Source organism: Geomonas oryzae (genome assembly GCF_004117875.1).
Taxonomy (GTDB): Bacteria; Desulfobacterota; Desulfuromonadia; order Geobacterales; family Geobacteraceae; genus Geomonas; species Geomonas oryzae.
The window spans coordinates 347114-370088 of sequence record NZ_RAHW01000004.1 but is presented as its reverse complement, the minus strand read 5'-3'; the positions used below and the strand labels follow the sequence as shown (position 1 = coordinate 370088).

Sequence of the window (22975 nt, the reverse complement as noted above, 5' to 3'; positions counted from 1 at the left end):
AAAATCCAGGCAGGCTGTTGCCTCCAATATAGCCGGTGAAACCCCGGGCCTGATTAACCAGTTATTTATTAACAGGTCCTACCGACCGGGACCGACTGTGGCAAAGCTAAAATAGGAGCCCCGTCAAGAGGCTCCTATTGTCAGGCATGTAAAGATTCAGGGATTACAGAACGAAAAGCATTTCCCTGTAGGTCGGCAGCGGCCAGTACTTGGCAGCGATGATTTTCTCCAGCGCATCACCGGTGGCGCGCAGCTCGAGCATCTTGGTGAAGACGTTCGCCCTGAATGCGGCGGCCTGCTTATCGGCATCGGCGATGCCGTTCGCCTCTTCAAGCGCCTTCTCAAGAGCCTTGGTGTTGGCGCTCATCGCGGCAAGCTTGTCGCTGAGCTCTTCCAGCAGTTCCTTCTGGGTGGAGACGTCCAGTTTGCTGGAGACCGCGGTAACCGCACTGACGGACGCTGCCACCGTGGTCGCATACTCGATGGCGGTGGGGATGATGCTGTGGTTGGCCATGTCGATCATGGTCAGCGCTTCGATGTTCAGGGTCTTCACGTACTGCTCGACCATGATCTCGTAACGGGCATGCAGCTCCTTGTCGCTGAAGACGTTATGAGCGGCGAACACCTCCTGCGCTTCCTTGGAGATCAGCTCCTTGAGTGCGTCGGGAGTGCTCGGGATGTTCGGCAGGCCGCGCTTGGCTGCTTCCTGGACCCACTCGTCAGAGTAGTTGTTGCCGTTGAAGATCACGCGCTGATGTTTCTTGGCGGTATCCTGCAGCAGTTTGTCGAGGTCGGCGTCGAAGTTGGTGGATTTCTCCAGCACGTCGGCGAATTCCTTCAGGGCCTGGGCGATGATGGTGTTGATGATGATGTTCGGGCCCGAGATGGAGAAGGAGGAACCGAGCATCCTGAATTCGAACTTGTTGCCGGTGAAGGCGAACGGCGAGGTCCTGTTCCTGTCGGTGGCGTCCTTGGGGAGCGAAGGAAGGGTGCTGACGCCGATGTCCATGTGACCGCTCATCTCGGAGGATTTCGCTTTGCCGGCTACGATCTGGTCGATGATGTCGGCAAGCTGCTCGCCGAGGAAGACCGAAATGATCGCCGGAGGTGCTTCGTTGGCGCCCAGGCGATACTCGTTGCCGGCGTTGGCGCAGGAGCAGCGCAGGAGCCCGGCGTAGGTGTCCACAGCCTTGATGGTTGCCATGAGGAAGGTAAGGAACTGGGCATTTTCATGGGGGGTGCGGCCCGGCTCGAGCAGGTTCTGTCCGTCGTTGGAGCTCATGGACCAGTTGTTGTGCTTGCCGGAACCGTTCACGCCGGCAAACGGTTTTTCGTGCAGCAGACAGACCATGTCATGCCTGAGGGCAACACGTTTGAGAACCTCCATGACCATCTGGTTGTGGTCGGTGGCAATGTTGGTGTTCTCGAAAATCGGGGCGATTTCGAACTGTCCCGGCGCCACCTCGTTGTGCTGGGTTTTGGCGGAAACACCGAGCTTCCACAGTTCTTCATTCACTTCCTTCATGTACGCCAGCACTCTTTCCTTGATGCTGCCGAAGTAGTGGTCTTCCATCTCCTGCCCTTTAGAGGACATGGCGCCGAAGAGGGTTCTCCCGGCCATCATCAGGTCGGGTCTTTGCAGGTAGAAGGACTTGTCAACCAGGAAGTATTCCTGCTCTGCTCCGACGGTCGAGGTAACCCTGGTGACGCTGGTGTTTCCGAACAGCTTGAGGACACGCACGGCCTGCGTGGAAAGCGCTTCCATGGAACGAAGCAGAGGAACCTTCTTGTCCAAGGCCTCACCGGTGTAGGAGCAGAAGGCGGTGGGGATGCAGAGGGTGACGACGTCGGCCTCTTCCCTTAGGAAGGCAGGCGAGGTGCAGTCCCAGGCGGTATAACCCCTCGCTTCGAAGGTCGCCCTAAGGCCGCCGCTCGGGAAAGAGGAGGCATCCGGTTCGCCCTTGACCAGTTCCTTGCCGGAGAACTCAAGCAAAGCGCCGCCATCCGCCGGCGAAATGAAAGAGTCATGCTTCTCCGCGGTGATGCCGGTCATCGGCTGGAACCAATGGGTAAAATGTGTTGCGCCTCTTTCAACTGCCCACTCTTTCATTGCCGAAGCGACAACATCTGCGATGGAGGGATCCAGCGGCAGACCTTCGTCTATGGTTTTCTTGAGGTTCTTGAAAACACTTTTCGGCAGCCTATCTCTCATTACGGACTGGTTAAACACATTTTGCCCAAACATCTCCACGGTACAGCCTCCTTTTTGTGCAGCGGTGTCTAAAAAATAAGCAGAATGCTTATCGAAGAATTCAGAGTTCCAGGCATTTACAGCCGATCACGCCGGAGTCACCGATATTAAGCAAGAGAAATGCCCAATCCGGCACTCATATGATTAATGCACACACACTCCCCGACACCGTCACTGGCACATCCGCCGCATGGTCCGTGAATATAAGTAGCTGCCACTTGCAAAGTGCCGACAATACTAATATAGTACGACTGCCTCAAAGCAGGATGCGACGCTCCACGAAGTTCGGACCAAGGATCAAGAGTGAAGAAACAGGCAATCACACGACGGTGGAACCGAACTTCACGGCTGGCGCTTGCACTGCTGCCTGCCTTATTCTGCCTAATATCGAAGCAGAGTGCCTACGCTGACTTCTACCGGTACACCGACGAAAACGGCGTCGAGGTCTTCACCAACACCCCTTCAAATAAAAGCGCGGTCCGCATCATCCGTGAAGCGCGGAAGCCGAGACAGACGAACCTCCCGGCCAGGACCACCGCCAAGACTCCCTCCGAGCCTTCCGGTACGGAAGGACCCCTCCCGGTCCAGGGGGTGATCACTTCCGGCTACGGCATGCGCCATGACCCGATCGACGGAGGGTTGCGGCATCACAACGGTGTGGACATAGCTGTGCCGACCGGCACGAAGGTAAAGGCGATTGCGGCGGGAACGGTCGTCGAAAGCGGCATGCATGGGGGGTACGGCAATCTGGTGACCATCCGGCATGCCGACGGCATGGTCTCGATGTACGGGCACAACGCACAGTTGGAGGTGAAGGTCGGGGATCAGGTGGCGGCGGGGCAGACCGTGGCGCTGTCAGGCTCGACCGGGAGATCGACCGGACCGCATGTGCACTTCGAACTCTGGAAGGGCGGCGTGAACGTGACGCGGAACTACCTGGAGACAGGCGCAGGGATCCCGGAAGTTGCCGACAGCATCAGGAGCTACGTACACAAGGACGGGTCGCTGGTCTTCACCAACATCAATTGAGGCGCAATTCAGCGTCCTCTTCGTCCCCTCTCCCCTATATACTCACTTCGTGGCAACGCCCTCACCCGCCCTTCGGGCACCCTCTCCCGGGGGGAGAGGGGATCCAACGGGGAGCATCTCAGTAATTACATCCTCTTCTTCACATGCCTGGTCGCCTGCGCGTTCCACGGGTCGTCAGGCCAGGGATGCTTGGGGTAGCGCCCTTTCAATTCCTTGCACACCTCGCGGTAGGCACCGTTCCAGAAGCTCTTCAGGTCGGCAGTCACCTGGATGGGACGCCGTGCAGGCGACAACAGGTGGATCAGCACCGGCACCCTCCCCCGCGCGAGCCTTGGCGTCTCGGCCAAGCCGAACATCTCCTGAAGCTTCACCGCCAGAAACGGCTCCCCTTCCGCCGGATACTCAAGCGAAACGCGGGACCCGCTGGGGACCTGCAGGTGCGTGGGTGCCTCCCGCTCCACCAACTGCTGCTGCCGATAGTCGAGAAGGGCCTTCAAAGGCTGCAGCAGATCCACCTTGGCCAACTGGGCCAGGCTCCGCACCCCCTGCAGATAAGGGAGAAGCCACGGTCCGACGCTCTCGGTGAGCGCCCGGTCGGATAGATCGGGGAGCTCCTCATCGGGGAGCGCCCGTGCCAGGAAGCGCACCCGGTTCCGGTACTGCGCGGCCTGCTCGCTCCAGTTGAGCCCGCCGATCCCCACCCCCGACAGTATCCCCTGCAAAAGCGCCCCCCCCACCTCTTCCTTCTCGGGGACCGCGGCCCGCTCGGAAAGCACCACCGCGCCGAGCCGCTCCTCGTCACGGGCCACCACCCTCCCCTCGCGCTCGTCCCAGAACACCCTGCGCTCGCGCGTGATGGCGCCTGCGCATCCTGAGCGGACCGCATCCAGGGAAACCGCGCTCGCCATGTGGATGTCCGCCTCGCCCGCCCCCCCTTCGACCTCGACGGCCACGATGAACGGCTGCGCCCTCAGGTTGCTGCGCGGGGAGAGTTTGGCCCCGGTGCCGTTGGCCATCAGGTAGCGCCCGGAGCCGGGACTCCTCTCACGCGCAACGCGGTCCGGATAGGCCATCAGGAGCAGCCGCCCCACGGCAGCGGCATCGGCATGCGTCGGAGCGTCCGGCACCCCGAGGGCGCCGCGGAAATAGGCGGCGAGTCGTTCGACGGTGCGCGCCCCCTGCGGGTCGCGGCGTTCGCTGAGCGCGTCCAGGCGATCCAGCAGGTCGCTCTCGGAGATGCTGCCGCTGCCGCGCGGCATGAGATCACGCTCCGAGAGGATGGCGGCAAGCTTGCAGGCGAGCGGCGCATGTCCCGCGGCAAGCGAGCCCACCAGCATGGCGGCAAGGCGCGGGTGCATGGGGAGCGCCGCCATCCGCGCGCCCAGATCGGTGAGGGTGCCGCGCGCGTCGAGCGCGCCCAAGGCGCGCAGCAGCGCCCGCCCTTCGGCGAGATGGGCGGCCGGAGGCGCATCGAGAAAGCTCAGCGAAGCGGGATCGGCCACCCCCCACTGCGCGAGGTCCAGCGCGAGCGGAGCGAGGTCGGAAACCTTGATCTCGGGGGGAGTGAAGGGAAGCAGCGCGCTCTGGGTGTGCTCGGTCCAGAGGCGGTAGCAGACGCCGGGGGCGACACGACCGGCGCGGCCGGCGCGCTGCTGGGCGGAGGCGGCCGAAATGCGCATGGTGTCGAGGCGGTTCAGGCCGGTTGAGGGGTCGTAACGGAGCTGGCGGGAATACCCGGTATCCACCACCACCCGCACCCCCTCGATGGTGAGGCTCGTTTCGGCGATGTTGGTGGCGAGCACCACCTTGCGGCGCTCGCCCGGGAGGATGGCCCGCTCCTGCGCCGCAAAGGGAAGGTCCCCGTAAAGGACCGCGATCATCACCCGGGAGCCGACCTGCCCCTGCAGGATGTTCTCGCAGCGCCTGATGTCGCCCGCGCCCGGCAGGAAGACGAGGATGTCCCCTTCGGTCTCGGCAAGTGCCTTCATCACCCCGGCGCAGGCGGTCTCGGCGAGCCTCGTCGCAGGCTCGCTCGTGAGATAACGGACGTCGACCGGGAACTGGCGCCCTTCGCTGGTGACAAGGGGCGCGCCGCCAAGGAGTTTCGCTACCGGCTCCGCGTCGAGCGTCGCCGACATGACCAGCAGGCGCAGGTCCTCGCGCAGCCCGAGCTGCACGTCGCGGCACAGGGCAAGGGAGAGGTCGCAGGTGAGGCTCCGCTCGTGGAACTCGTCGAAGATCACCGCCGACACCCCTTCGAGGAGCGGGTCGCTCTGCAGACGGCGCGCGAGGATCCCCTCGGTGACCACCTCGATGCGGGTCGCGCGGGAGACCTTGCGTTCGAACCGGATGGCGTAGCCTACCCGCTGCCCCACCTCCTCGCCGAGGCACTGCGCCATGTAACGCGCGGCATTGACCGCGGCAAGGCGGCGCGGCTCGAGCATGATGATTTTCCCGTCGCCCAGGAAAGGGGCATCGAGGAGGGCAAGAGGGACGCGGGTGGTCTTGCCGGCGCCGGGGGGCGCCTGCAGCACGGCGACGTTTCTTTGCGTGAGGGCCGCGATCAGCTCGGGGAGGACCCCGTCGATGGTGGTGGCTTTCCGGTTGGGCATCGCGCTATACGAGGAGGCTCAGCCCCTCGATATCGACCCCGACCAAGGAGTTGACCACGCGGCTTGCGCCGGAGAGTTTCTCCCGCGGATAGCTGTTGGTGACGGCGAGGACCTTGAGCCCCGCACCGGTGGCGGAGGTGATCCCCGCCGGGGTGTCCTCGACGGCGATGGATGCCGCCGCGTCGACCTTGCCGGGGAAGCGATCCTGCAGACGCTTAACCGCGAGACGGTAGCTTTCGGGATCGGGCTTGGAGGCGGCGACCTCGTCCGCGGTCACCTTGACGTCGAAGGCGTCGGTGAGACCCAGCTGCTTGAGGATCGGCTCGATGTCGCTTTTGAGGGCACCGCTACAAAGGGCAAGAGGGAGTGTGCCGGAGATGGAACGGATCAGCTCCACGACGCCGGGGTAAGCCGCCACGCCGCCGGAAACGACGTCATGAAAGGCCGCCGCCTTGCCCCGGATCAGCTCCTTCAGCTCATCTTCCGAGAGCGCGCGCCCGTGCACGCGGAAGGCCTCGCGGAAGGCGTCGCGGTCGTCGAAACCGATGTAGAGCTCCATGTACTCTTCCCAGGAATAGCCAAGCCCCAGGGGGACCAGTATTTCCTGGAACGCCTTGTAGTGCAGCGGCTCGGTGTCCACGATGATGCCATCGAAATCGAAGATGACTGCGTTCAGCATTGGGAAGCTCCTTATATATAAGTTCACGTTGGAAATTTACTGACGAAGCGTGATCTTCAGTGCCGAGCCATCCCCGCCCCCGAAGGGGGAGGGCCAGGGAGGGGGCGCGCAGCGGCTTCGTGCGGCTTCCCCCCTCCCAGCCTCCCCCCTCCGGGGGGAGGTGTGCCGGGACGTTAAGTGAATCTCTAGAATTTGCCTACGACGGCGACGGCCGGCGCCCCCTCTATGGTGAGCGGGGCGATGGTGACGCCGCCGGGAGCGAGGGAGCGGTATCTGCCGACGGTGGCACCGGCCAACTCACCGATGGCGGCGGCAAGGACCACGTCGCTGGCCCAGTGCTTGGTCTGGTACACGCGGGAGAAGGCGACGAGCCCCGCCCCGCCGTACCAGGCGAGTTTGCCGGCAACGCTGTCGGTTCTGGAAGAGAGGACGTGGGCAAGCGCGAAGGAGCTCGCCGTGTGCATGGACGGGAGCGAGTCGTAGCCCCCCTTGTACTGCAACGGGCGGTAGCTCGTGCTGCTCTCCACCTGGTACGGGCGCCCGCGCCCGATGACTCCCTTGAGCACGAAGACGGTACCGTCGGCCAGTAAAAGCGCCTCCCCCATCTCCTCACCCAAGCCCATCACCTTGGTATTATCGGTCGCAGCCCCGGCGCCGTAGAATACGGCAGCAACGCCTAGGTGCAGAAGCGGATCGCTTACCGCGTTCCCCACGTTGGTGATCCCCTTCATCACGCCGTGGTGTGGTCCGGCGAACTCGTCGCGGATCTTTTCATCGAAGACGTAGGCAACTCCGAAGAGGGTGGCGGCCACCGCCGTTTCGGTGAGATAGGGATCAACCGGTCCCTTGAGGAAGAGCTTCGTCTCGCCTGCGAGGCGCCCGGCCTCTTCGGAAATGGCCTTGCCGCTGGTGAAGACGTTCTCCGCGGCGTGGAGCGGCGCGGTGAGGAATAGCAGGAAAGTCAGGGCCAGGGCCGAGAAAAGGGACGGATGTAGGGAAAGCCGGGGTCGGCGGCACGGGGCGGGATTAACGGCAAAGAGCAAATCCCCCCTGTCCCCCCTTCGCAAAGGGGGGGACGCGATGGCCGAGCGTATCATTTGAAAGAAAGGGAGCCGGTTCCGCGACGCTATGGACTGTTGCCTCAAGCGGTCAGGCAGGTCAGGAAGGTTCCCCCCTTTGCGAAGGGGGGACGCGATGGCCGAGCGTATCATTTGAAAGAAAGGGAGCCGGTTCCGCAACGCTATGGACTGTTGCCTCAAGCGGTCAGGCAGGTCAGGAAGGTTCCCCCCTTTGCGAAGGGGGGACAGGGGGGATTTTTGGAGGACGCAATAGTCTCGCACGGTTCTTCGAGAGAACATAAACCTGGCTCCCAGCACCTGATGGACAAAAAAAAACAGCGCCCTGCTTCTGGCGCTGTTTTTAAGGTGGTGATCCCAAGGGGACTTGAACCCCTGTTACCGACGTGAAAGGCCGGTGTCCTAACCACTAGACGATGGGACCTAACTATGTAGCAGCTTGCAATGAAGCTGGATTAGCTATGGCTGGGGTACAAGGATTCGAACCTTGGATGACGGAGTCAGAGTCCGTTGCCTTACCGCTTGGCGATACCCCATCGTTGAGAGACCAGATTAATACCAGAATCGTGGAAGCAAAGTCAAGCTTCTTTTTTCGATTTTGCCACCTGCGCCCCGGTTTCTATCGCCTTCACGTTGGCGGGGATGAACTTGTGGTTGCGCTCCGGCAGCGCCTGGGTCAGGGCGCCGGAGAGCGACTCCATCTTCACCGCTTCGGTGAGCGCTACGTAAGCCCCTACCGCAACCATGTTCACCATCCTCAGGTCGCCGAGATCCGAAGCGATGTCGTTCATGGGGACCGGGATGATGGTGATGTCGCTGCGGTTCAGCTCGGTGGTGTCGACGAGCGACGAGTTGACGATCAATAGTCCGCCGGGACGGACCTTGGCGCCGAAACGCTCGAGCGAGGCCTGGTTCAGGACCACGAGCACCGCCGGGTGCCCGAGCACGGGGGAGCCGACCGCGCCGTCGGCGATCACCACGGTGCAGGTGGCGGAACCGCCACGCTTCTCCACACCGTAGGCGGGGAAGTAGCTCACGTTCTTGCCTTCATCTATTGCCGCATAGGAAAGCAGGTTTCCGGCCAGGAGCACGCCCTGCCCGCCGAACCCGGCTATCAAAACTTCTGTACGCATCGTCCCTCCTCAAACTGCAGAACACGTTCTACGTTCTACGTTCTACGTTCTAGGTTCTACGTTAAAAGGGCCCTGCTAGGCCTCTTCCTTCTTGAAGATGCCAAGCGGGAAATACGGAATCATCTCCTCGCCTACCCTCGCGTTCGCCTTGAGGGGGTTCATCCCCCAGTTGGTCGGACAGGAGGAGAGCACCTCAACGAAGGAGAACCCTTTCCCCTCTGCCTGGTACCCGAACGCCTCGCGCATCACCTTCTTGGCCTCGAGAACATGCTTGGGCGAGTCGACGGCGACACGCGCCGAGTAGGCGACGCCGCCCAACTGCGCCATCAGCTCCGCCATCCGGATCGGGGAACCGTCCTTAGACTTGTCCCTGCCGTACGGCGAGGTGGAGGTCTTCTGCCCCACCAGGGTGGTTGGGGCCATCTGGCCGCCGGTCATGCCGTAGGTGGTGTTGTTCACGAAGACGACGGTGATGTCCTCGCCGCGGTTGGCGGCGTGGATGATCTCCGCGGTGCCGATGGCGGCAAGGTCGCCGTCACCCTGGTAGGTGAAGACGAAGTTGTCGGGCTTCGCACGCTTCACGCCGGTGGCGACCGCGGGCGCCCTGCCGTGCGGTGCCTCCACTACGTCGATGTCGAAATAGCCGTAAAGGAACACGGAGCAACCGACCGAAGCGACACCGATGGTTTTATCCTGAACGCCGTACAGGTCCATCGCGTCGGCCACCAGACGGTGGATGGTGCCGTGATGGCAGCCGGGACAGAAATGGGTCTGAACGTCCTTCAAACTTTCCGGTCTTTTGAAAACCTGCTGCATATCTTCCCTCCCCCGCCTAGCGTGCCGTGTCGTCGTAGTGCTTCCTGATCACCTCGAGAAGTTCCTCGGGGGACGGCAGCGAACCGGCTCCCGGCGGCCTGCCGTAGAAGGAAACCTGCGCGGCGGCGCCGACGGAGAGGCGGACGTCCTCGACCATCTGTCCGGTGTTCAGTTCCACGACCAGCACCTTGCCGGCACGGCCGGCAGCCTCGGCGATGGCCTTCTCCGGGAACGGGAACAGGGTGACCGGACGGAAGAGACTGACCTTCATCCCCTCTTCACGGGCCATGGTGACGGCGGTGTGGGCGATCCTTGCGACGGAGCCGAACCCGGTCACGATTAGGCGTGCATCGGCGGTCTCGTACTCCTCACTGATGCACTCCTTCTCCTTCATCACCTGGTACTTCGCGTGCAGCCGCCAGTTGTGCGCCTCGAGCTCGCCGTCGCCAAGGAAGAGCGATTTCACCACGCGCTGCTCGGCGCCGCTTTTGCCGCGCACCGCCCACTCCTTGCCCGGGAGCTCGCGCGCCGGGCGCGCGTTAGGGATGAGCGCTTCCTTCATCTGGCCGATCACCGAGTCCCCCAGGAGCATGACGGGGGTGCGGTACAGGTCGGCGAGATCGAAGGCGTGCATGGTGAGGTCGTACATCTCCTGCACCGAGTTAGGTGCAAGAACGGGGATGTGGTAGCCGCCGTGCCCGCCGCCTTTCACCGACTGGAAATAATCGGACTGGGAGGCGTCGATCCCCCCGAGGCCCGGTCCGGAACGGGAGATGTTGATGATCACGCCGGGGAGTTCCGCGCCCGCCATGTAGGAGATCCCTTCCTGCTTGAGCGAGATGCCCGGGCTCGAGGAGGAGGTCATGGCGCGCACGCCGCATGCGGAGGCGCCGAGGAGCATGTTGATCGCACCGATCTCGCTCTCCGCCTGGATGAACTCGCCGTTCAGCTTCGGAAGCTCACGCGAGAGATATTCCGGAATGTCGCTTTGCGGGGTGATCGGATAGCCGAAGTAGTAGCGACAGCCGGCTTCGACAGCACCCATGGCCGCGGCTTCATTTCCTTTAACAAACAGCCGTTTAGACAATTGACCCTCCCACGGTTCCTGCTCGTTTAGATGCACTTCGAGACACCGATATCGATACGGACCGGTCGATCCGCTGCGACATCTCTCAGTGCTGAACGAAAGGATTTACTTGAAGACGGTTATGGCAACGTCAGGACAGATTTCGGCGCAGAGAGCGCACCCGGTACACTGCTCCAGATTGGGAGCTTCGGCAGGTGCGTAACCCTGGATATTGACCTTCTCGCAGAGCCTGATCAGCTTCTTCGGGCAAGCAATCGTGCAGATACCGCAACCCTTGCAGCGCAACTCGTCTATTACAATTCTTCCCATACTAAGTATCCCTCATTGTCTTGCTGCCGTCGCCCGGCATGCAATCAGCGCAAAAACCTAGCAGAAATCTGTCAGGGCCGTCAACTTTTTTGTTTACACGAGTGATTTATCGCTTGCTTTTAAACAGGCATGTAGTTTAATAATAGCCGACTCATGTAACATAACTAAGAATCTAAAAGGAGGAGCGAAACGATGGCATCATCACTGCTCGAGTTGACGGCCAGTATTGTCTCTTCACATGCCTCGGTTACAGAGATGTCAGGGGAAGATCTGCTTCTTGAACTGCAGAAGGTGCATGGCGCTCTGCAGAAACTGGAAGTGGAAACAGGCGAGGGAATTGAGTTGGGCGGCGAAAGGGGACCGGCGCTTACCTTGAAGAAAGCGTTCCAGCCGGACCAGATAAGCTGCATGTTGTGCGGCAAGACGGGCATGAAGACGCTCGCGCGCCACCTCGCCCAGGTGCATGGTGTAAAACCCGGAGAGTACAGAAAACAGTTCGGCATTCCGAGCAACCAGGCACTGACCGCGAAGAACTTTTCGGAAGCGCGCAGACGGATGGCCCAGGAGAAGGGGCTCGCCGACAACCTGGCCAAAGCGCGCGCCGTCCGCGCAGCAAAGCTCGCCGCCAAGGGGGGCGCCGAAAAAAAGCCGGTCAAACAGCCCCGCGGCTCGAAACAAAAGCAGCAGATGAGCGCCTAAAGCCCTGTGATCCTCTTTGCAGCCTTTCAATATAAATGAAAAAGCCGCCCTTCACGGGGCGGCTTTTATTGTTTCACGAAGGACCGGCTTCGGCCGCATCACTTCCTGCGGCGCGACAAACTAGCGGCGCACGATCTTTCTTCGCGCCACCACGCCTGTCTTTTTCGGCCCCCGGCCGGTACCGACCGCAACGATCTTCCTTTTGAGCTTGGTCACCTCTTCAGCGGTAAGCTCCCTGAACTCGCCCGGTTTCATCTCGCCGATTTCCAGGAAGTCGTAACGCGAACGCTTCAGACGTACGACGTTCAACCCCACCGCCTCGCACATGCGCCGCACCTGGCGGTAGCGCCCCTCGTGGATGGTGATGGAGATCCAGGAGTTGTTCTCGCTCTCGCTCACCTGCGCGACCTTCGCCGGAGCGGTCATGCCGTCCTCCAGCTTCACCCCCTCGGAGAGCTTCTTGACCTGCACTGCTGTGACGTGCCCGCTCACGCGAACCAGGTATCCCTTGTCCACCTCGTGGCTCGGGTGCATCAGCATGTTGGCGAAAGCGCCGTCGTTGGTGAGGAGCAGAAGCCCTTCCGTGTTGTAGTCGAGACGGCCGACGGGATATACCCGCTCCTTCACCCCTTTAAGGAGATCGGAGACGATGGGGCGCCCCTCGGGGTCCTTCATGGTGGTCATGTACCCTACCGGCTTGTACAGGAGCAGGTAGACCCGCTTTTCCTCAACGGCGATCGGCTTGCCGTCCACGGTGATGGTATCGGTTTCCGGGTCCGCCTTGGTGCCGAGCTCGGTGACCACCGTGCCGTTCACGGCCACACGCCCCGAGGTGATGATGTTTTCCGACTCTCGACGCGAGGCGATGCCCGCCTGTGACAAAATCTTCTGCAAACGTTCCTGCATTCTCTCTCCTTACCTGGGCTCTCGCCGGTTAATTTACGAGGTTCAAGTCATACCACAGCAGCGGCAAAAGTAGCAACCGGTTATCGGAACGGCGCCGACCTCCCCCTCCCTTGACGGGAGGGGGCTGGGGGGGTGGGTGAAGCGGGCATACTGAGGAAATGATGGCATCTTCCCCCACCCCCTCCCCCCTCCCGCAAGGGGAGGGGGATGAAATAGCTCCAGGCCTGGGTGCTAAGATAAGTCGGCAAGCTCATGAGAGCTGTTGCCTTGATGTACGGAACCTGCTAAAAAGACAGGCTGCGCTGCAGCCGCAGCAAAGAGATATGTTTGCAAGGAGTAGATGTACATGCAGATGACCGATGTAAGAACCGCAGCTTTGAAAAAGAACAAGACCGTAGCCGGTGCGCTGCTCGTCGGGGCCGCCCTGCTCTTTATCGTCGCACGCCTGCAGCACGGCAGCGGGGCCTGGGGGTGGGTTGCCGCCTTCGCCGAGGCCGCCATGGTCGGCGCTCTCGCGGACTGGTTTGCCGTAGTCGCCCTCTTCAGGCACCCGATGGGGCTTCCCATCCCTCATACGGCCATCGTCGCGGAAAAGAAGGAGACCATCGCCGACAACCTCGGGCAGTTCATCCAGGAGAAGTTTCTCGCCACCGAGGTGCTGGTCGAGAGGATGCGCGCCTTCGACCCGGCCCGGCGCCTTTGCGACTACCTCGTCTCGCGGCAGAACGCCGAGGGGCTCGCCATCGGGATCACCCGTGTCATCTCCGAGTCGATCGACTTCCTTGAGGACGAGCGGGTCAGCAAGGTGGTGAGTGCGGCGCTCAGCGACCGCGTGGAGAAGTTCGATGCCGCCTCTTCGGCGGGCGCGCTGCTGGAAAGCCTCAGGAGTGAGAGCAGGCACCAGGTCGTGCTGGACGAGTTGTTGCGTCGCCTGGGGGGATGGCTCGCGAGGCCGGAAGCGCAGGAGAAGGTGGCCATCGCCCTCGACAACTGGGTGGACGCCGAGTATCCGCTGCTCAGCAAGTTCATCCCGAACCGTCCGCAGTTCGCCCGTAACGCGGGCGAAAAGATCGTGAGGAAGGTGAGCGGCTTCCTCGACGCGGTGAACGCCGATCCGAGCCACGAGCTGCGCCACGAGTTCGACCGCGCCGTAGGCGACTTCATCGTGAAGCTGAAGCACGACACCGCGATGAGGGCCAGGGTCGAGGAGTTGAAGCAGGAACTGGTGGGGAACGAGCAGTTGGGGCACTACGCCCGGGGGCTGGTCGACGATCTGAAGAGCTGGGTGGTAAAGGACCTGGAGCGGGAGCATTCCGCGATCAGGCACAAGATGGCGGACGCGGCGGTCGCCCTCGGCAACACGCTCTCTAAGAGCGGCGAGTTGTCCGAGTCCATCAACGAGCACCTGGAAGGGGTGGTGCGCAGGTACGCCGACGGGCTTAGGACCGGGTTCGCGAAGCACATCTCCGGAACGGTGAAGGAGTGGGACAACGAGGAGTTCATCAAGGAGATCGAGCTCAGCATCGGGTCGGATCTGCAGTTCATCAGGATGAACGGGACGCTCGTGGGCGGCATGATCGGCATCCTGCTGCACGCGGCGTCGCTCGTCATTGGGTAGCGTCCTCCGAATAGCAATGGCTAGAGTTGTTTGTGTAAACTGACAAGCTAAATCCCCCCTGTCCCCCCTTCGCAAAGGGGGGAACGTGAGGGCTCGTGCAGTGCTTCACATCGTTCCTACGCTCCAGCGTGGGAACGCAAAGCCTCGGACGCTCCGGCGTCTGCTTAGGGACGCTGGAGCGTCCCTAACGTGCGTTCCCACGGAGGACCGTAGGAACGATCTCAAGATCTCAAATGTGTCACCCATGTCCCCGGTCTATACAGGGAGGTCGGGAGGGGGGACGCTGGTTGAATGAAGACGCTACGCTCCCCCTCCCTGCCCCTCCCACTCCGGGGGAGGGAATAGTCCCAGTGCTGCCAAAAGGAAAAGGGGGCATGGCTTTGCGGCCATGCCCCCTTCTTTTATTGCTGTTGAATCCGCCGCGGATTACTCGGCGAAGCGGCTCATCTTGCGGAACTTCTGGTAGCGCTGCTCGATCAGCTCGTCAGCCGGAATCCCTTTCAGCGCCTTCAGGTTCCTGGAGAGCGCCTCGTGCAGGTTCTTCGCCATGGCCTCGTGGTCGCGGTGTGCGCCGCCGGCCGGCTCGGGGACGATCTCGTCGATGACGTCGAGCTCCTTGATGTCTTTTGCGGTGAGCTTGAGCGCCTCGGCAGCCTGGGCCCCCTTGGTGCCGTCGGACCAGAGGATCGCGGCGCAACCCTCGGGGGAGATGACCGCGTAGACGGAGTGCTGCAGCATCAGGACGCGGTCACCGACGGCGATGGCAAGCGCTCCGCCGGAGCCACCCTCGCCGGTGATGACGACGATGATGGGAACGGTGAGACGGCTCATCTCGCGCAGGTTCCTCGCGATCGCCTCGGCCTGACCGCGCTCCTCGGCGCCGATGCCGGGGAATGCACCCGGGGTGTCTACGAAGGTGATGATGGGGAGCTTGAAGCGCTCGGCCATCTCCATCAGGCGCAGCGCCTTCCGGTACCCTTCCGGGTTCGGCATGCCGAAGTTACGGAACACCTTCTCCTTGGTGTCGCGCCCCTTCTGGTGACCGATCACCATGACCGGCTCGCCGTCGAGACGGGCGAGGCCGCCGACGATGGCGTGGTCGTCGCCGAAGTTGCGGTCACCGTGCAGTTCCACGAACTCGGTGAAGATCAGGCTCAGGTAATCGAGGGTGAAAGGACGATTGATATGGCGGGCAACCTGGGCCGTCTGCCAGCGGGAAAGATTTGCAAACATGTCTTCGCGCATCTTCTCTGCCTTCTCCTCAAGTTTGGTGACCTCCGCGGAGAGATCGACCCCCTCAGTGGAAAATGCCAGCAGTTCCTGGATCTTCTTGTCCAGTTCCGCCAGCGGCTTCTCAAAATCCAGATAGCTCTGCTGCAATGCCATATATCTCTATCTCCTTGCTTTCAAATAAAATAACCACATGCATCCTGAGTCTACTCGAAGGACACGGCATTATAGCCGAAGAGGTTACTCACTTCCACTGTTAATTCTTCACTAGCCGCCACTTTGTATACGTCGGAAAGCTTGATGGTTACACGCGAGCTGTTCTCTATGTCAAGGTGCAGGAAGCTGCGACAGATCCCCTGGTAGCGGGAGATGATGTCTTTGAGCTTGTCGAGCTTGCCTGGATCGGCTTCCGCCGCATCTATGGTGAAGTTCACCCTGCGCGTGTCGCGCTCGACCAGGTCGCGCAACAGCATGATGTCGCTCGCCATGATCTTGGCCCCCTTCTCGCCGTGCTCGACCGTACCGGTGATGTGAATGGGGTCGTCCCCCTTGAGCAACTCGGAGCAGCGGGCGTAGACGTCGGAGAAGACGACGACCTCCAGGGAGCCGACCAGGTCCTCGAGGGTGATGAAGCCCATCCGGTCCCCCTTCTTGGTCATGATCTCCTTGAGGCTCGCAGGGACGCCGCAGATCTTCACCTCGCTCTTGTCTTTCGCCTCGTTGATCGAGGAGCAGTCGACGTTGGAGAAGCGGCGCATGTCGGCCACGTAGCGGTCGAGCGGGTGCCCGGTGATGAAGAAGCCGATGGCCTCCTTCTCGCACCCGAGGCGGTATTTCTCGTCCCATTCCGGGATGTCCGGCAGGCGGTTCCCCGAGCCGTTCGCGCTGCGCTGGATCTCGGCGATGCCGAAGAGGGAGACCTGCGCGCTCTCGCGCTCCTGCTGCACGCGCTGCCCCTGCGCTGCGGCGTCATCGAGCCCGGCCATGAGCTGCGCGCGCTTCGCGCCGGTGCAGTCGAAGGCGCCGCTTTTTATGAGCGCCTCGATGACCCTCTTGTTGCAGCGGCGCAGGTCGACGCGTTCGCAGAAGTCGAAGATGTCCTTGAACGGCTCGTCGCCGCGCGCCTCGAGGATCGCCTCGATGGCCCCCTCCCCCACGTTCTTCACGGCACCCAAACCGAAGCGCATGGCGTTTTCGAGCACGCGGAAGGAGCGCAGCGACTCGTTGATGTCCGGCGGGAGCACCTCGATCCCCATCTCGCGACAGTCGCCGATGCTCTTGATCACCTTGTCGGTGTTGCTCATGTCCTCGGTGAGGAGGGCGGCCATGAACTCGACCGGGTAGTGGGCCTTCAGGTACGCGGTCTGGTAGGCGACGAGCGCGTAGGCAGCGGAGTGCGACTTGTTGAAGCCGTACTCGGCGAACTTCGCCATGAGGTCGAAGATGGCGGCGCATTTCTTGGAATCGAGTCCGAGCTTCTCGGACCCCTCCATGAACTTCAGGCGTTCCTTCGCCATCTGTTCGGCGTCCTTCTTACCCATGGCGCGCCGCAAAAGGTCCGCGCCGCCGAGCGAGTAGCCGGCCAGGGAACGGGAGATCTGCATGACCTGTTCCTGGTAGACGATGACGCCGTAGGTGTCCTTGAGGACCGGCTCCAACTGCGGCAGGTCGTAGACGGTCTGCTTGCGGCCGTGCTTTCGCTCGATGAAGTCGTCCACCATGCCGGAGCCTAACGGACCCGGACGGTAGAGGGCGCAGACCGCGATGATGTCCTCGAAGCAGGAAGGCTTCAGCTTGACGAGGAGTTCCTTCATGCCGCTCGACTCGAGCTGGAAGACGCCGGTCGTGTTGCCGGCCTGCAGAAGCTTATAGGTTTCGGGATCGTCGTCGGTCAGGAGCGTGATGTCGAAGTTCGGGTCCTTGCCGTTACGGATGTGCTTGCAGGCGTTGTCGATGACGGTGAGGTTCTTGAGGCCCAGGAAGTCGAACTTCACGAGGCCCACCTTCTCGACGTACTTCATCGAGTACTGCGTGGTCAGCGAGCCGGTCTTCTGGTCCTTGTAGACCGGGCAGAACTCCTCCATCTGCTTCGGCGCGACGACGAGGCCGGCGGCGTGGGTCGAGATGTGGCGCGCAAGTCCCTCGAGGCGCAGGGCGACGGTCATGACCTCGTTCACCTTCGGGTCGGCGGCCATCAGCTCCTTGAGTTTGGGCTCCTGCTCGATCGCCTTGTCGAGCGTGATCCCCAGTACCTCTGGGACGAGCTTGGCGATCTTGTCCACGTCGGCAAAGGTGAGGTCAAGCGCCCGTCCGACGTCGCGGATGACGCCGCGGGCGGCCATGGTACCGAAGGCGGCGATCTGGCACACCTTCTCCCTGCCGTAACGGTCGACCATGTACTGGATCACCTCTTCGCGGCGGTCCTGGCAGAAGTCGACGTCGATATCCGGCATGGAGATACGTTCCGGGTTGAGGAATCGCTCGAACAGCAGGTTGTACGGCATAGGATCGATGTCGGTGATCCTGATGCAGAAGGCGACGAGGCTACCCGCCGCCGAGCCCCTGCCCGGCCCGACGGGGATGCCGTGGTCTTTCGCCCAGTTGATGAAGTCCGCAACGATGAGGAAGTAGCCCGGGAACCCCATTTGCCTGATGCAGTCGAGCTCGATGCGCAGGCGGTCGTGGTAGGACTGCTCCTGCTCCGGGGTGAGGTTCGGGTACTTGATCTTGATCTTCTGCAGGCGCAGCTTGAGGCCTTCGATGGACTCGCGCTCCAGCTGGTCGTCGAGGGTCTCGCCCGGCGGCGCCTCGTAGGCCGGGAAGTGGTAGGTCTTGAAGTCGAACTCGTAATTGCAGCGCTCGGCGATCTTGACCGTGTTTTCCAGGGCCTCGGGGCAGTAATGGAAGTCCTTCGCCATCTCCTCCGGGCTCTTCACGTAGAAGGCCTCGGTGGTGAAACGCATCCTGGTCGGGTCGCTCATGGTCTTCCCGGTCTGGATGCACAAAAGGATCTCGTGCGCCTTCGCGTCCTCTTTGTTCAGGTAATGGCAGTCGTTGGTCGCGACGAGCGGGAGATTCATCTCGCGCGCGATTTCCATCACCCTCTGGTTCGCGATGGTCTGTTCGGGGAGCCCGTTCTCCTGGATCTCCAGGTAGTAGGAATCCGGGAACATCTCCGCGTACCATTTCGCCGCGGCTCTCGCCTCATCCATCTTGTTCCTGCCGGCGAGGTATGCGATCTCGCCCTGCAGACAGGCGGAGAGGCAGATGAGTCCTTCCCTGTGCTTTTCGAGGAGTTCCTTGTCGACGCGGGGGCGACGGTAGAAGCCCTCCTTGTAGCCTGCTGAGGTGAGGTAGCAGAGGTTCTTGAAGCCCACCATGTTCTCGGCGAGCAGGATGAGGTGGTAGCTCGTCACCGGGTCGGAGGCGGTAGGCGCTTTCTTTTCCAGGCGTGAGCCGGGGGCGATGTACACCTCACACCCGAGGATCGGCTTGATCCCCTTGTCCTTGGCTTTGAGGAAGAACTCGAGGGAGCCGAACATGTTGCCGTGGTCGGTAACCGCCACCGCAGGCATGTGGTAGTCCTTCGCCTTCTTGACGAGGTCGCCGATGCGGATGGCGCCGTCCAGCAGGGAGTACTGGGAGTGGAGATGGAGATGTACGAAGTTCGCTGAATCCATAACAGGAAAGCCCTAACAAAAAAACAGACAACAGACTGAATTAAAACAATAAAAGGAGCCCTTGGCTTTGCTGGCTCCAGTCACTGTTTCGGGTGAAAAAATAGACGCCACATTCTGCACTAACCGGGAGTCTGTGTCAATGCGCAGAAGCCCTCGCGCTCACATAATTTGGTTGGAGCGGCGACGGAAGCCGGGTTGCATGGGGACGCGAATAAATCGTTGACAGCATCGCCAGAATAGTTCAACATCAAATCATATGAAATCAAACTGGTTCACGTTTGAGAGGAGAAAGACCATGATCACCATAAGAAGATCGGAAGACAGGGGGCACGCCGACCACGGCTGGCTCGACACCCATCACACCTTTTCCTTCGCCGACTACTACGATCCGCGCCACATGGGATTCAGGAACCTGCGGGTCATCAACGAGGATCGGGTCAGGCCGGGCATCGGCTTTCCCACGCACCCGCACCGGGAGATGGAGATCATCTCCTACGTGCTCGAAGGGGAGCTGGCGCACCGCGACAGCATGGGAAACGGATCGGTGATCCGTCCCGGAGAGGTGCAGCGCATGAGCGCGGGTACCGGCATCACCCACAGCGAGTTCAACAACAGCAAGACCGACCCGCTGCACTTCTTCCAGATCTGGATCCTGCCGCAGCGGGAAGGGATAACGCCGAGCTATGAGCAGAAGTTCTTTCCGGACGAGGAGAAACGGGGGAGCCTGCGCCTGATCGCCTCGCGGGACGGGGATAACGGCTCGGTCACCATCAACCAGGATGCGAAGCTGTACGCGACGTTGCTGGAAGCAGACGAAGAAATCGTGCACCATCTTCCGGCGGGACATCATGCGTGGGTGCAGGTGGCGCGAGGCAAGGTGCTCGTGAACGGCCATGTCCTGGAGGCAGGCGACGGGGCGGCGGTCAGCAGCGAGGATGTGCTGCGTCTGACTGGGAAGGAAGCAAGCGAGTTGCTGCTTTTCGAACTGCCGTAAGCGGTAGTAGTACTGACACAACAAACGCAGCAAGAAAAAAGGGGACAGGCTACTTTACCTGAATAAGTAGTCTGTCCCCTTTTCTGCTGTGTGTTTTTCGACCGGAAGGGCTAGGCCCCGGCGTTCATGGCGGCATGGATGCTTGCCGCGTCGAGCGCCACCTCGGCCTGGTTGCCGACGTCCATGTTCTTGAGTGGCGCGGTGCCGCGGGTGAGTTCGTCGCCGCCGATGATCAGCGTGAAGCGTGAGCTGAACTTGTCGGCGCGCCGCATCTGGCTCTTCAGACTCTTACCTTCGTAGTCGATCTCGACGGCAAGCCCCAGGCGCTGCAGGGCGCTCATAAGGCGGAAGGCCTCGGCATGCGCCTCGTCACCAAGGGCCGCGATGAAGAGGTCGGGACGGCGCGAGAAGTCCTTCTCGGCGAGCAAAAGCGCCACGCGCTCTACGCCCATGGCGAAGCCGATGCCGGGGATCTGCGGCCCGCCGATCTCGGAGATGAGACCGTCGTAGCGGCCGCCCGCGGCGACGGCACTCTGGGCGCCCAGCATGGTGGTGACCATCTCGAAGGTGGTCCTGGTGTAGTAGTCGAGGCCGCGCACCATCCTCTGGTTGATGCTGTACGGGGTGCCGACCAGTTCCAGGTACTTCCTGGTCTTGTCGAAGTGGTCGCCGCACTCGGGGCAGAGGTGGTCGAGCATGGAGGGTGCGCCCTGGGTCGCTTCCTGGCAACCGGCGGACTTGCAGTCGAGCGCGCGCAAGGGGTTCGTGTCGTAGCGGCGCTTGCAGTCGTCGCACAGCTTGTCGATGCGATCCAGCAGGAACTTCTTGAGTGCCTCGCGGTAGGCCGGACGGCAGCAGGGGCAGCCGAGCGAGTTGATCTGCAGGCTCGGCTCCGTGAGCCCCAGTTCCTGGAAGAAGTGGGTCAGCATGGTGAGCACCTGGGCGTCGACCGTCGGGGCCGCAACGCCGGTGATCTCGGCGCCGATCTGGTGGAACTGGCGGTAGCGCCCCTTCTGCGGGCGCTCGTAGCGGAACATCGGCCCCATGTAGTAAAGGCGCGCGACCGGGTCGAGGGCGTGCATCTTGTGCTCGACGTAGGCGCGCATGACCGACGCGGTCCCTTCCGGACGCAGGGTCACCTTGTTGCCGCCTTTATCCTCGAAGGAGTACATCTCCTTCTCCACGATGTCGGTGGCGTCGCCGATGGAGCGGCAAAACAACTCGGTCTTCTCCATGATCGGGATCCTGATCTCGGAAAGACCGTAGAGTTCGAAAACCCGGCGCGCGGTTGCCTCGATGTGCTGCCACTTCTCGACCTCGCCCGGGAGGATGTCGTTGAAACCCTTGATGCCGGTGATTGCCACGGTGATGCTCTCCTTGCTTACAAATATAAAAATAAAAAAACCGGCATAGACTGCTGTCCGGTCCGTTGCACGTCCATGTGCCCCACCGCCTTCGTCAGGGAGGGGTCGTCAGCCTTTCCGCGTGGAAGGCCCTGTTCTTCCCGGCGCTCTTGCCGCGGTACATAGCCTGGTCCGCCATCTCCAGAAGCTCCGCCTTGGTGCTCGCGTCGTCGGGAGCGCACGCGTAACCAAGGCTCACGGTGAGCTTGATGGCGAGCCCATCGGCTTTGGAGAAGATGTGGGACTCGATGGTCTTCCTGATACGTTCGGCAACGATGGCCGCGCCCTCCATACCGGTCTCGACCAAGACGATAGTGTACTCGTCGCCGCCGTAACGGATCACCGCATCGACATCACGCACGCTCTTTCGCACCAGGGCGCCGACCTCGCGCAGAACGCGGCTCCCGATCAGGTGGCCGAAGTTGTCGTTCACCGACTTGAAGAGGTCGATATCGAGGAAGAGTACGCCGAGGTTGGAGCCGTAACGCTCGCAGCGCTTCAGCTCACGCTCCAGTACGACGTCGAGGTAGCGGTAGTTGTACAGGCCGGTCAGCTCGTCGATGTAGAGGAGGTCTTTCGCGATGTTGTAGCGGACGGCGTTGTCGAGGGCAAGCAGCCCCTGATCGAGCAGGAAGGAGATGTGCTTGCGGTTTATGTCCCTCGGGAGCATGGCGCCCGGATCGTTGAACAGGATGACCACGCCCTGGAGGTCCGACTTGTAGCGCAGGTAGAGGCACATCGCCTCGGTCACCTCGTTCGCGTATTCGGCGCCGTCCGGCAGGAAGTTCCGCAGGTAGATCAGGTGCGAGGTGCCGTCGTCCCGAAGGTCGCTTTCACTGATCACCGCCTGGCCCAGGAGATGCGCATTCAGCTCGTCGATCCCCTTCAACTCGCACAGCTTCAGCTGCCCGTTCTCGGCAAAATAGCCAAGGGCTCGCCCCACCCCGACTTCCTTCATCAGGGCATCGGTGAGCATCTGGTAGAGGCGCTCCAGTTCCAGACAGTTGGAGATGTTTTGACTCACCTGGAAAAGGTTCACCAGCCCTTTAAGCTCGAGGTTCTCGTCGAGCAGCCTGCGCTGTTCCATGCAGTGACTGACGATGTGACGGAATTCGTCCTGGTTGATGGGCTTTATGAGGTAATCGGTGGCGCCGTTTTTCAGGGCGTAGATGGCGGTCTCGACGTTGGCGTGGCCGGTGACCATGATCACGGCGGTTGCGGGGTCGAGCCTTTTCACTTCGGAGAGGATGTCGAGGCCGCTCACATCTCGCATCACCAAGTCGGTGACGACCAGGTGATAGCCGCCTCTCCCGATCATTTCCAGCGCCTCTTCACCTGAGGCAGCCACCTCGACGTTATAGCCGTCCTCCTTGAGAAGGTCGGTATAGACCTCTCGGAAAAAGCTATCGTCTTCGACTAAAAGAATCCTTTGCATGCTACGGATCTCCTGGAT

The 22975-nt window shown here is 61.6% G+C and carries 17 protein-coding genes and 2 tRNA genes; 4 read left to right on the top strand and 15 right to left on the bottom strand.

Going from position 1 to position 22975, the window contains the following annotated elements; translation table 11 throughout:
- Window positions 1-163: 163 nt before the first annotated feature.
- Window positions 164-2245 (bottom strand): glutamine synthetase III family protein, encoded by a 2082-nt coding sequence (locus D6Z24_RS12395; RefSeq protein WP_281275031.1) that lies wholly within the window; start codon window positions 2243-2245, stop codon window positions 164-166.
- Between the two features lie 309 nt (window positions 2246-2554).
- On the opposite strand from D6Z24_RS12395, the gene D6Z24_RS12390 reads away from it, so the two are divergent.
- Entirely contained in the window at window positions 2555-3280 is a 726-nt protein-coding gene (locus D6Z24_RS12390) for a M23 family metallopeptidase (protein WP_129126902.1), read from the top strand.
- A 125-nt stretch (window positions 3281-3405) separates the two neighbouring features.
- On the opposite strand, the gene hrpB is transcribed toward D6Z24_RS12390, so the two are convergent.
- From hrpB to D6Z24_RS12345, 9 genes are all read right to left on the bottom strand, one after another.
- A complete protein-coding gene (gene hrpB, locus D6Z24_RS12385) occupies window positions 3406-5892 on the bottom strand; it encodes an ATP-dependent helicase HrpB (protein WP_129126901.1) in 2487 nt (828 codons plus the stop codon).
- Between the two features lie 4 nt (window positions 5893-5896).
- Entirely contained in the window at window positions 5897-6571 is a 675-nt protein-coding gene (locus D6Z24_RS12380) for an HAD family hydrolase (RefSeq protein WP_129126900.1), read from the bottom strand.
- A gap of 185 nt (window positions 6572-6756) precedes the next feature.
- On the bottom strand, window positions 6757-7614 hold the full coding sequence (locus D6Z24_RS12375) for a phosphatase PAP2 family protein (protein WP_246014654.1): 858 nt from the start codon (window positions 7612-7614) through the stop codon (window positions 6757-6759).
- A 382-nt stretch (window positions 7615-7996) separates the two neighbouring features.
- Window positions 7997-8071: transfer RNA gene (locus D6Z24_RS12370), tRNA-Glu, on the bottom strand.
- A 38-nt stretch (window positions 8072-8109) separates the two neighbouring features.
- Window positions 8110-8183 (bottom strand) — tRNA-Gln (locus D6Z24_RS12365).
- Window positions 8184-8225: 42 nt separating this feature from the next.
- A complete protein-coding gene (locus D6Z24_RS12360) occupies window positions 8226-8780 on the bottom strand; it encodes a 2-oxoacid:acceptor oxidoreductase family protein (RefSeq protein WP_129126898.1) in 555 nt (184 codons plus the stop codon).
- Window positions 8781-8855: 75 nt separating this feature from the next.
- The gene (locus D6Z24_RS12355) at window positions 8856-9596 is read right to left on the bottom strand and encodes a thiamine pyrophosphate-dependent enzyme (RefSeq protein ID WP_129126897.1); all 741 of its coding nucleotides are present in this window, start codon (window positions 9594-9596) and stop codon (window positions 8856-8858) included.
- Window positions 9597-9612: 16 nt separating this feature from the next.
- A complete protein-coding gene (locus D6Z24_RS12350; RefSeq protein ID WP_129126896.1) occupies window positions 9613-10683 on the bottom strand; it encodes a 3-methyl-2-oxobutanoate dehydrogenase subunit VorB in 1071 nt (356 codons plus the stop codon).
- 105 nt (window positions 10684-10788) lie between these two features.
- On the bottom strand, window positions 10789-10992 hold the full coding sequence (locus D6Z24_RS12345) for a 4Fe-4S binding protein (protein WP_129126895.1): 204 nt from the start codon (window positions 10990-10992) through the stop codon (window positions 10789-10791).
- Window positions 10993-11184: 192 nt separating this feature from the next.
- Between D6Z24_RS12345 and D6Z24_RS12340 the strand changes: the two genes are divergently transcribed.
- Window positions 11185-11691, top strand: coding sequence for a MucR family transcriptional regulator (locus tag D6Z24_RS12340; RefSeq protein ID WP_129126894.1), 507 nt, complete (start codon window positions 11185-11187; stop codon window positions 11689-11691).
- Between the two features lie 120 nt (window positions 11692-11811).
- On the opposite strand, the gene D6Z24_RS12335 is transcribed toward D6Z24_RS12340, so the two are convergent.
- Entirely contained in the window at window positions 11812-12597 is a 786-nt protein-coding gene (locus tag D6Z24_RS12335; RefSeq protein ID WP_129126893.1) for a pseudouridine synthase, read from the bottom strand.
- A gap of 346 nt (window positions 12598-12943) precedes the next feature.
- Between D6Z24_RS12335 and D6Z24_RS12330 the strand changes: the two genes are divergently transcribed.
- Entirely contained in the window at window positions 12944-14215 is a 1272-nt protein-coding gene (locus tag D6Z24_RS12330; RefSeq protein ID WP_129126892.1) for a DUF445 domain-containing protein, read from the top strand.
- 426 nt (window positions 14216-14641) lie between these two features.
- On the opposite strand, the gene D6Z24_RS12325 is transcribed toward D6Z24_RS12330, so the two are convergent.
- Both D6Z24_RS12325 and dnaE read right to left on the bottom strand, forming a co-directional pair.
- The gene (locus D6Z24_RS12325) at window positions 14642-15601 is read right to left on the bottom strand and encodes an acetyl-CoA carboxylase carboxyltransferase subunit alpha (RefSeq protein ID WP_129126891.1); all 960 of its coding nucleotides are present in this window, start codon (window positions 15599-15601) and stop codon (window positions 14642-14644) included.
- A 50-nt stretch (window positions 15602-15651) separates the two neighbouring features.
- A complete protein-coding gene (gene dnaE / locus D6Z24_RS12320) occupies window positions 15652-19125 on the bottom strand; it encodes a DNA polymerase III subunit alpha (RefSeq protein ID WP_129126890.1) in 3474 nt (1157 codons plus the stop codon).
- Between the two features lie 295 nt (window positions 19126-19420).
- Here dnaE and D6Z24_RS12315 point away from each other — a divergent pair, with 295 nt between their 5' ends.
- Window positions 19421-20119, top strand: a complete 699-nt coding sequence (locus tag D6Z24_RS12315; RefSeq protein WP_129126889.1) for a pirin family protein — start codon at window positions 19421-19423, stop codon at window positions 20117-20119.
- A gap of 110 nt (window positions 20120-20229) precedes the next feature.
- Here the strand turns inward: D6Z24_RS12315 and hisS are convergent, their stop codons facing one another.
- On the bottom strand, window positions 20230-21483 hold the full coding sequence (hisS, locus tag D6Z24_RS12310; protein ID WP_129126888.1) for a histidine--tRNA ligase: 1254 nt from the start codon (window positions 21481-21483) through the stop codon (window positions 20230-20232).
- A gap of 94 nt (window positions 21484-21577) precedes the next feature.
- Window positions 21578-22957 carry a GGDEF domain-containing response regulator gene (locus D6Z24_RS12305; protein ID WP_129126887.1) on the bottom strand — a complete coding sequence of 460 codons (1380 nt, stop codon included), beginning with the start codon at window positions 22955-22957 and terminating at the stop codon, window positions 21578-21580.
- Window positions 22958-22975: the final 18 nt, after the last annotated feature.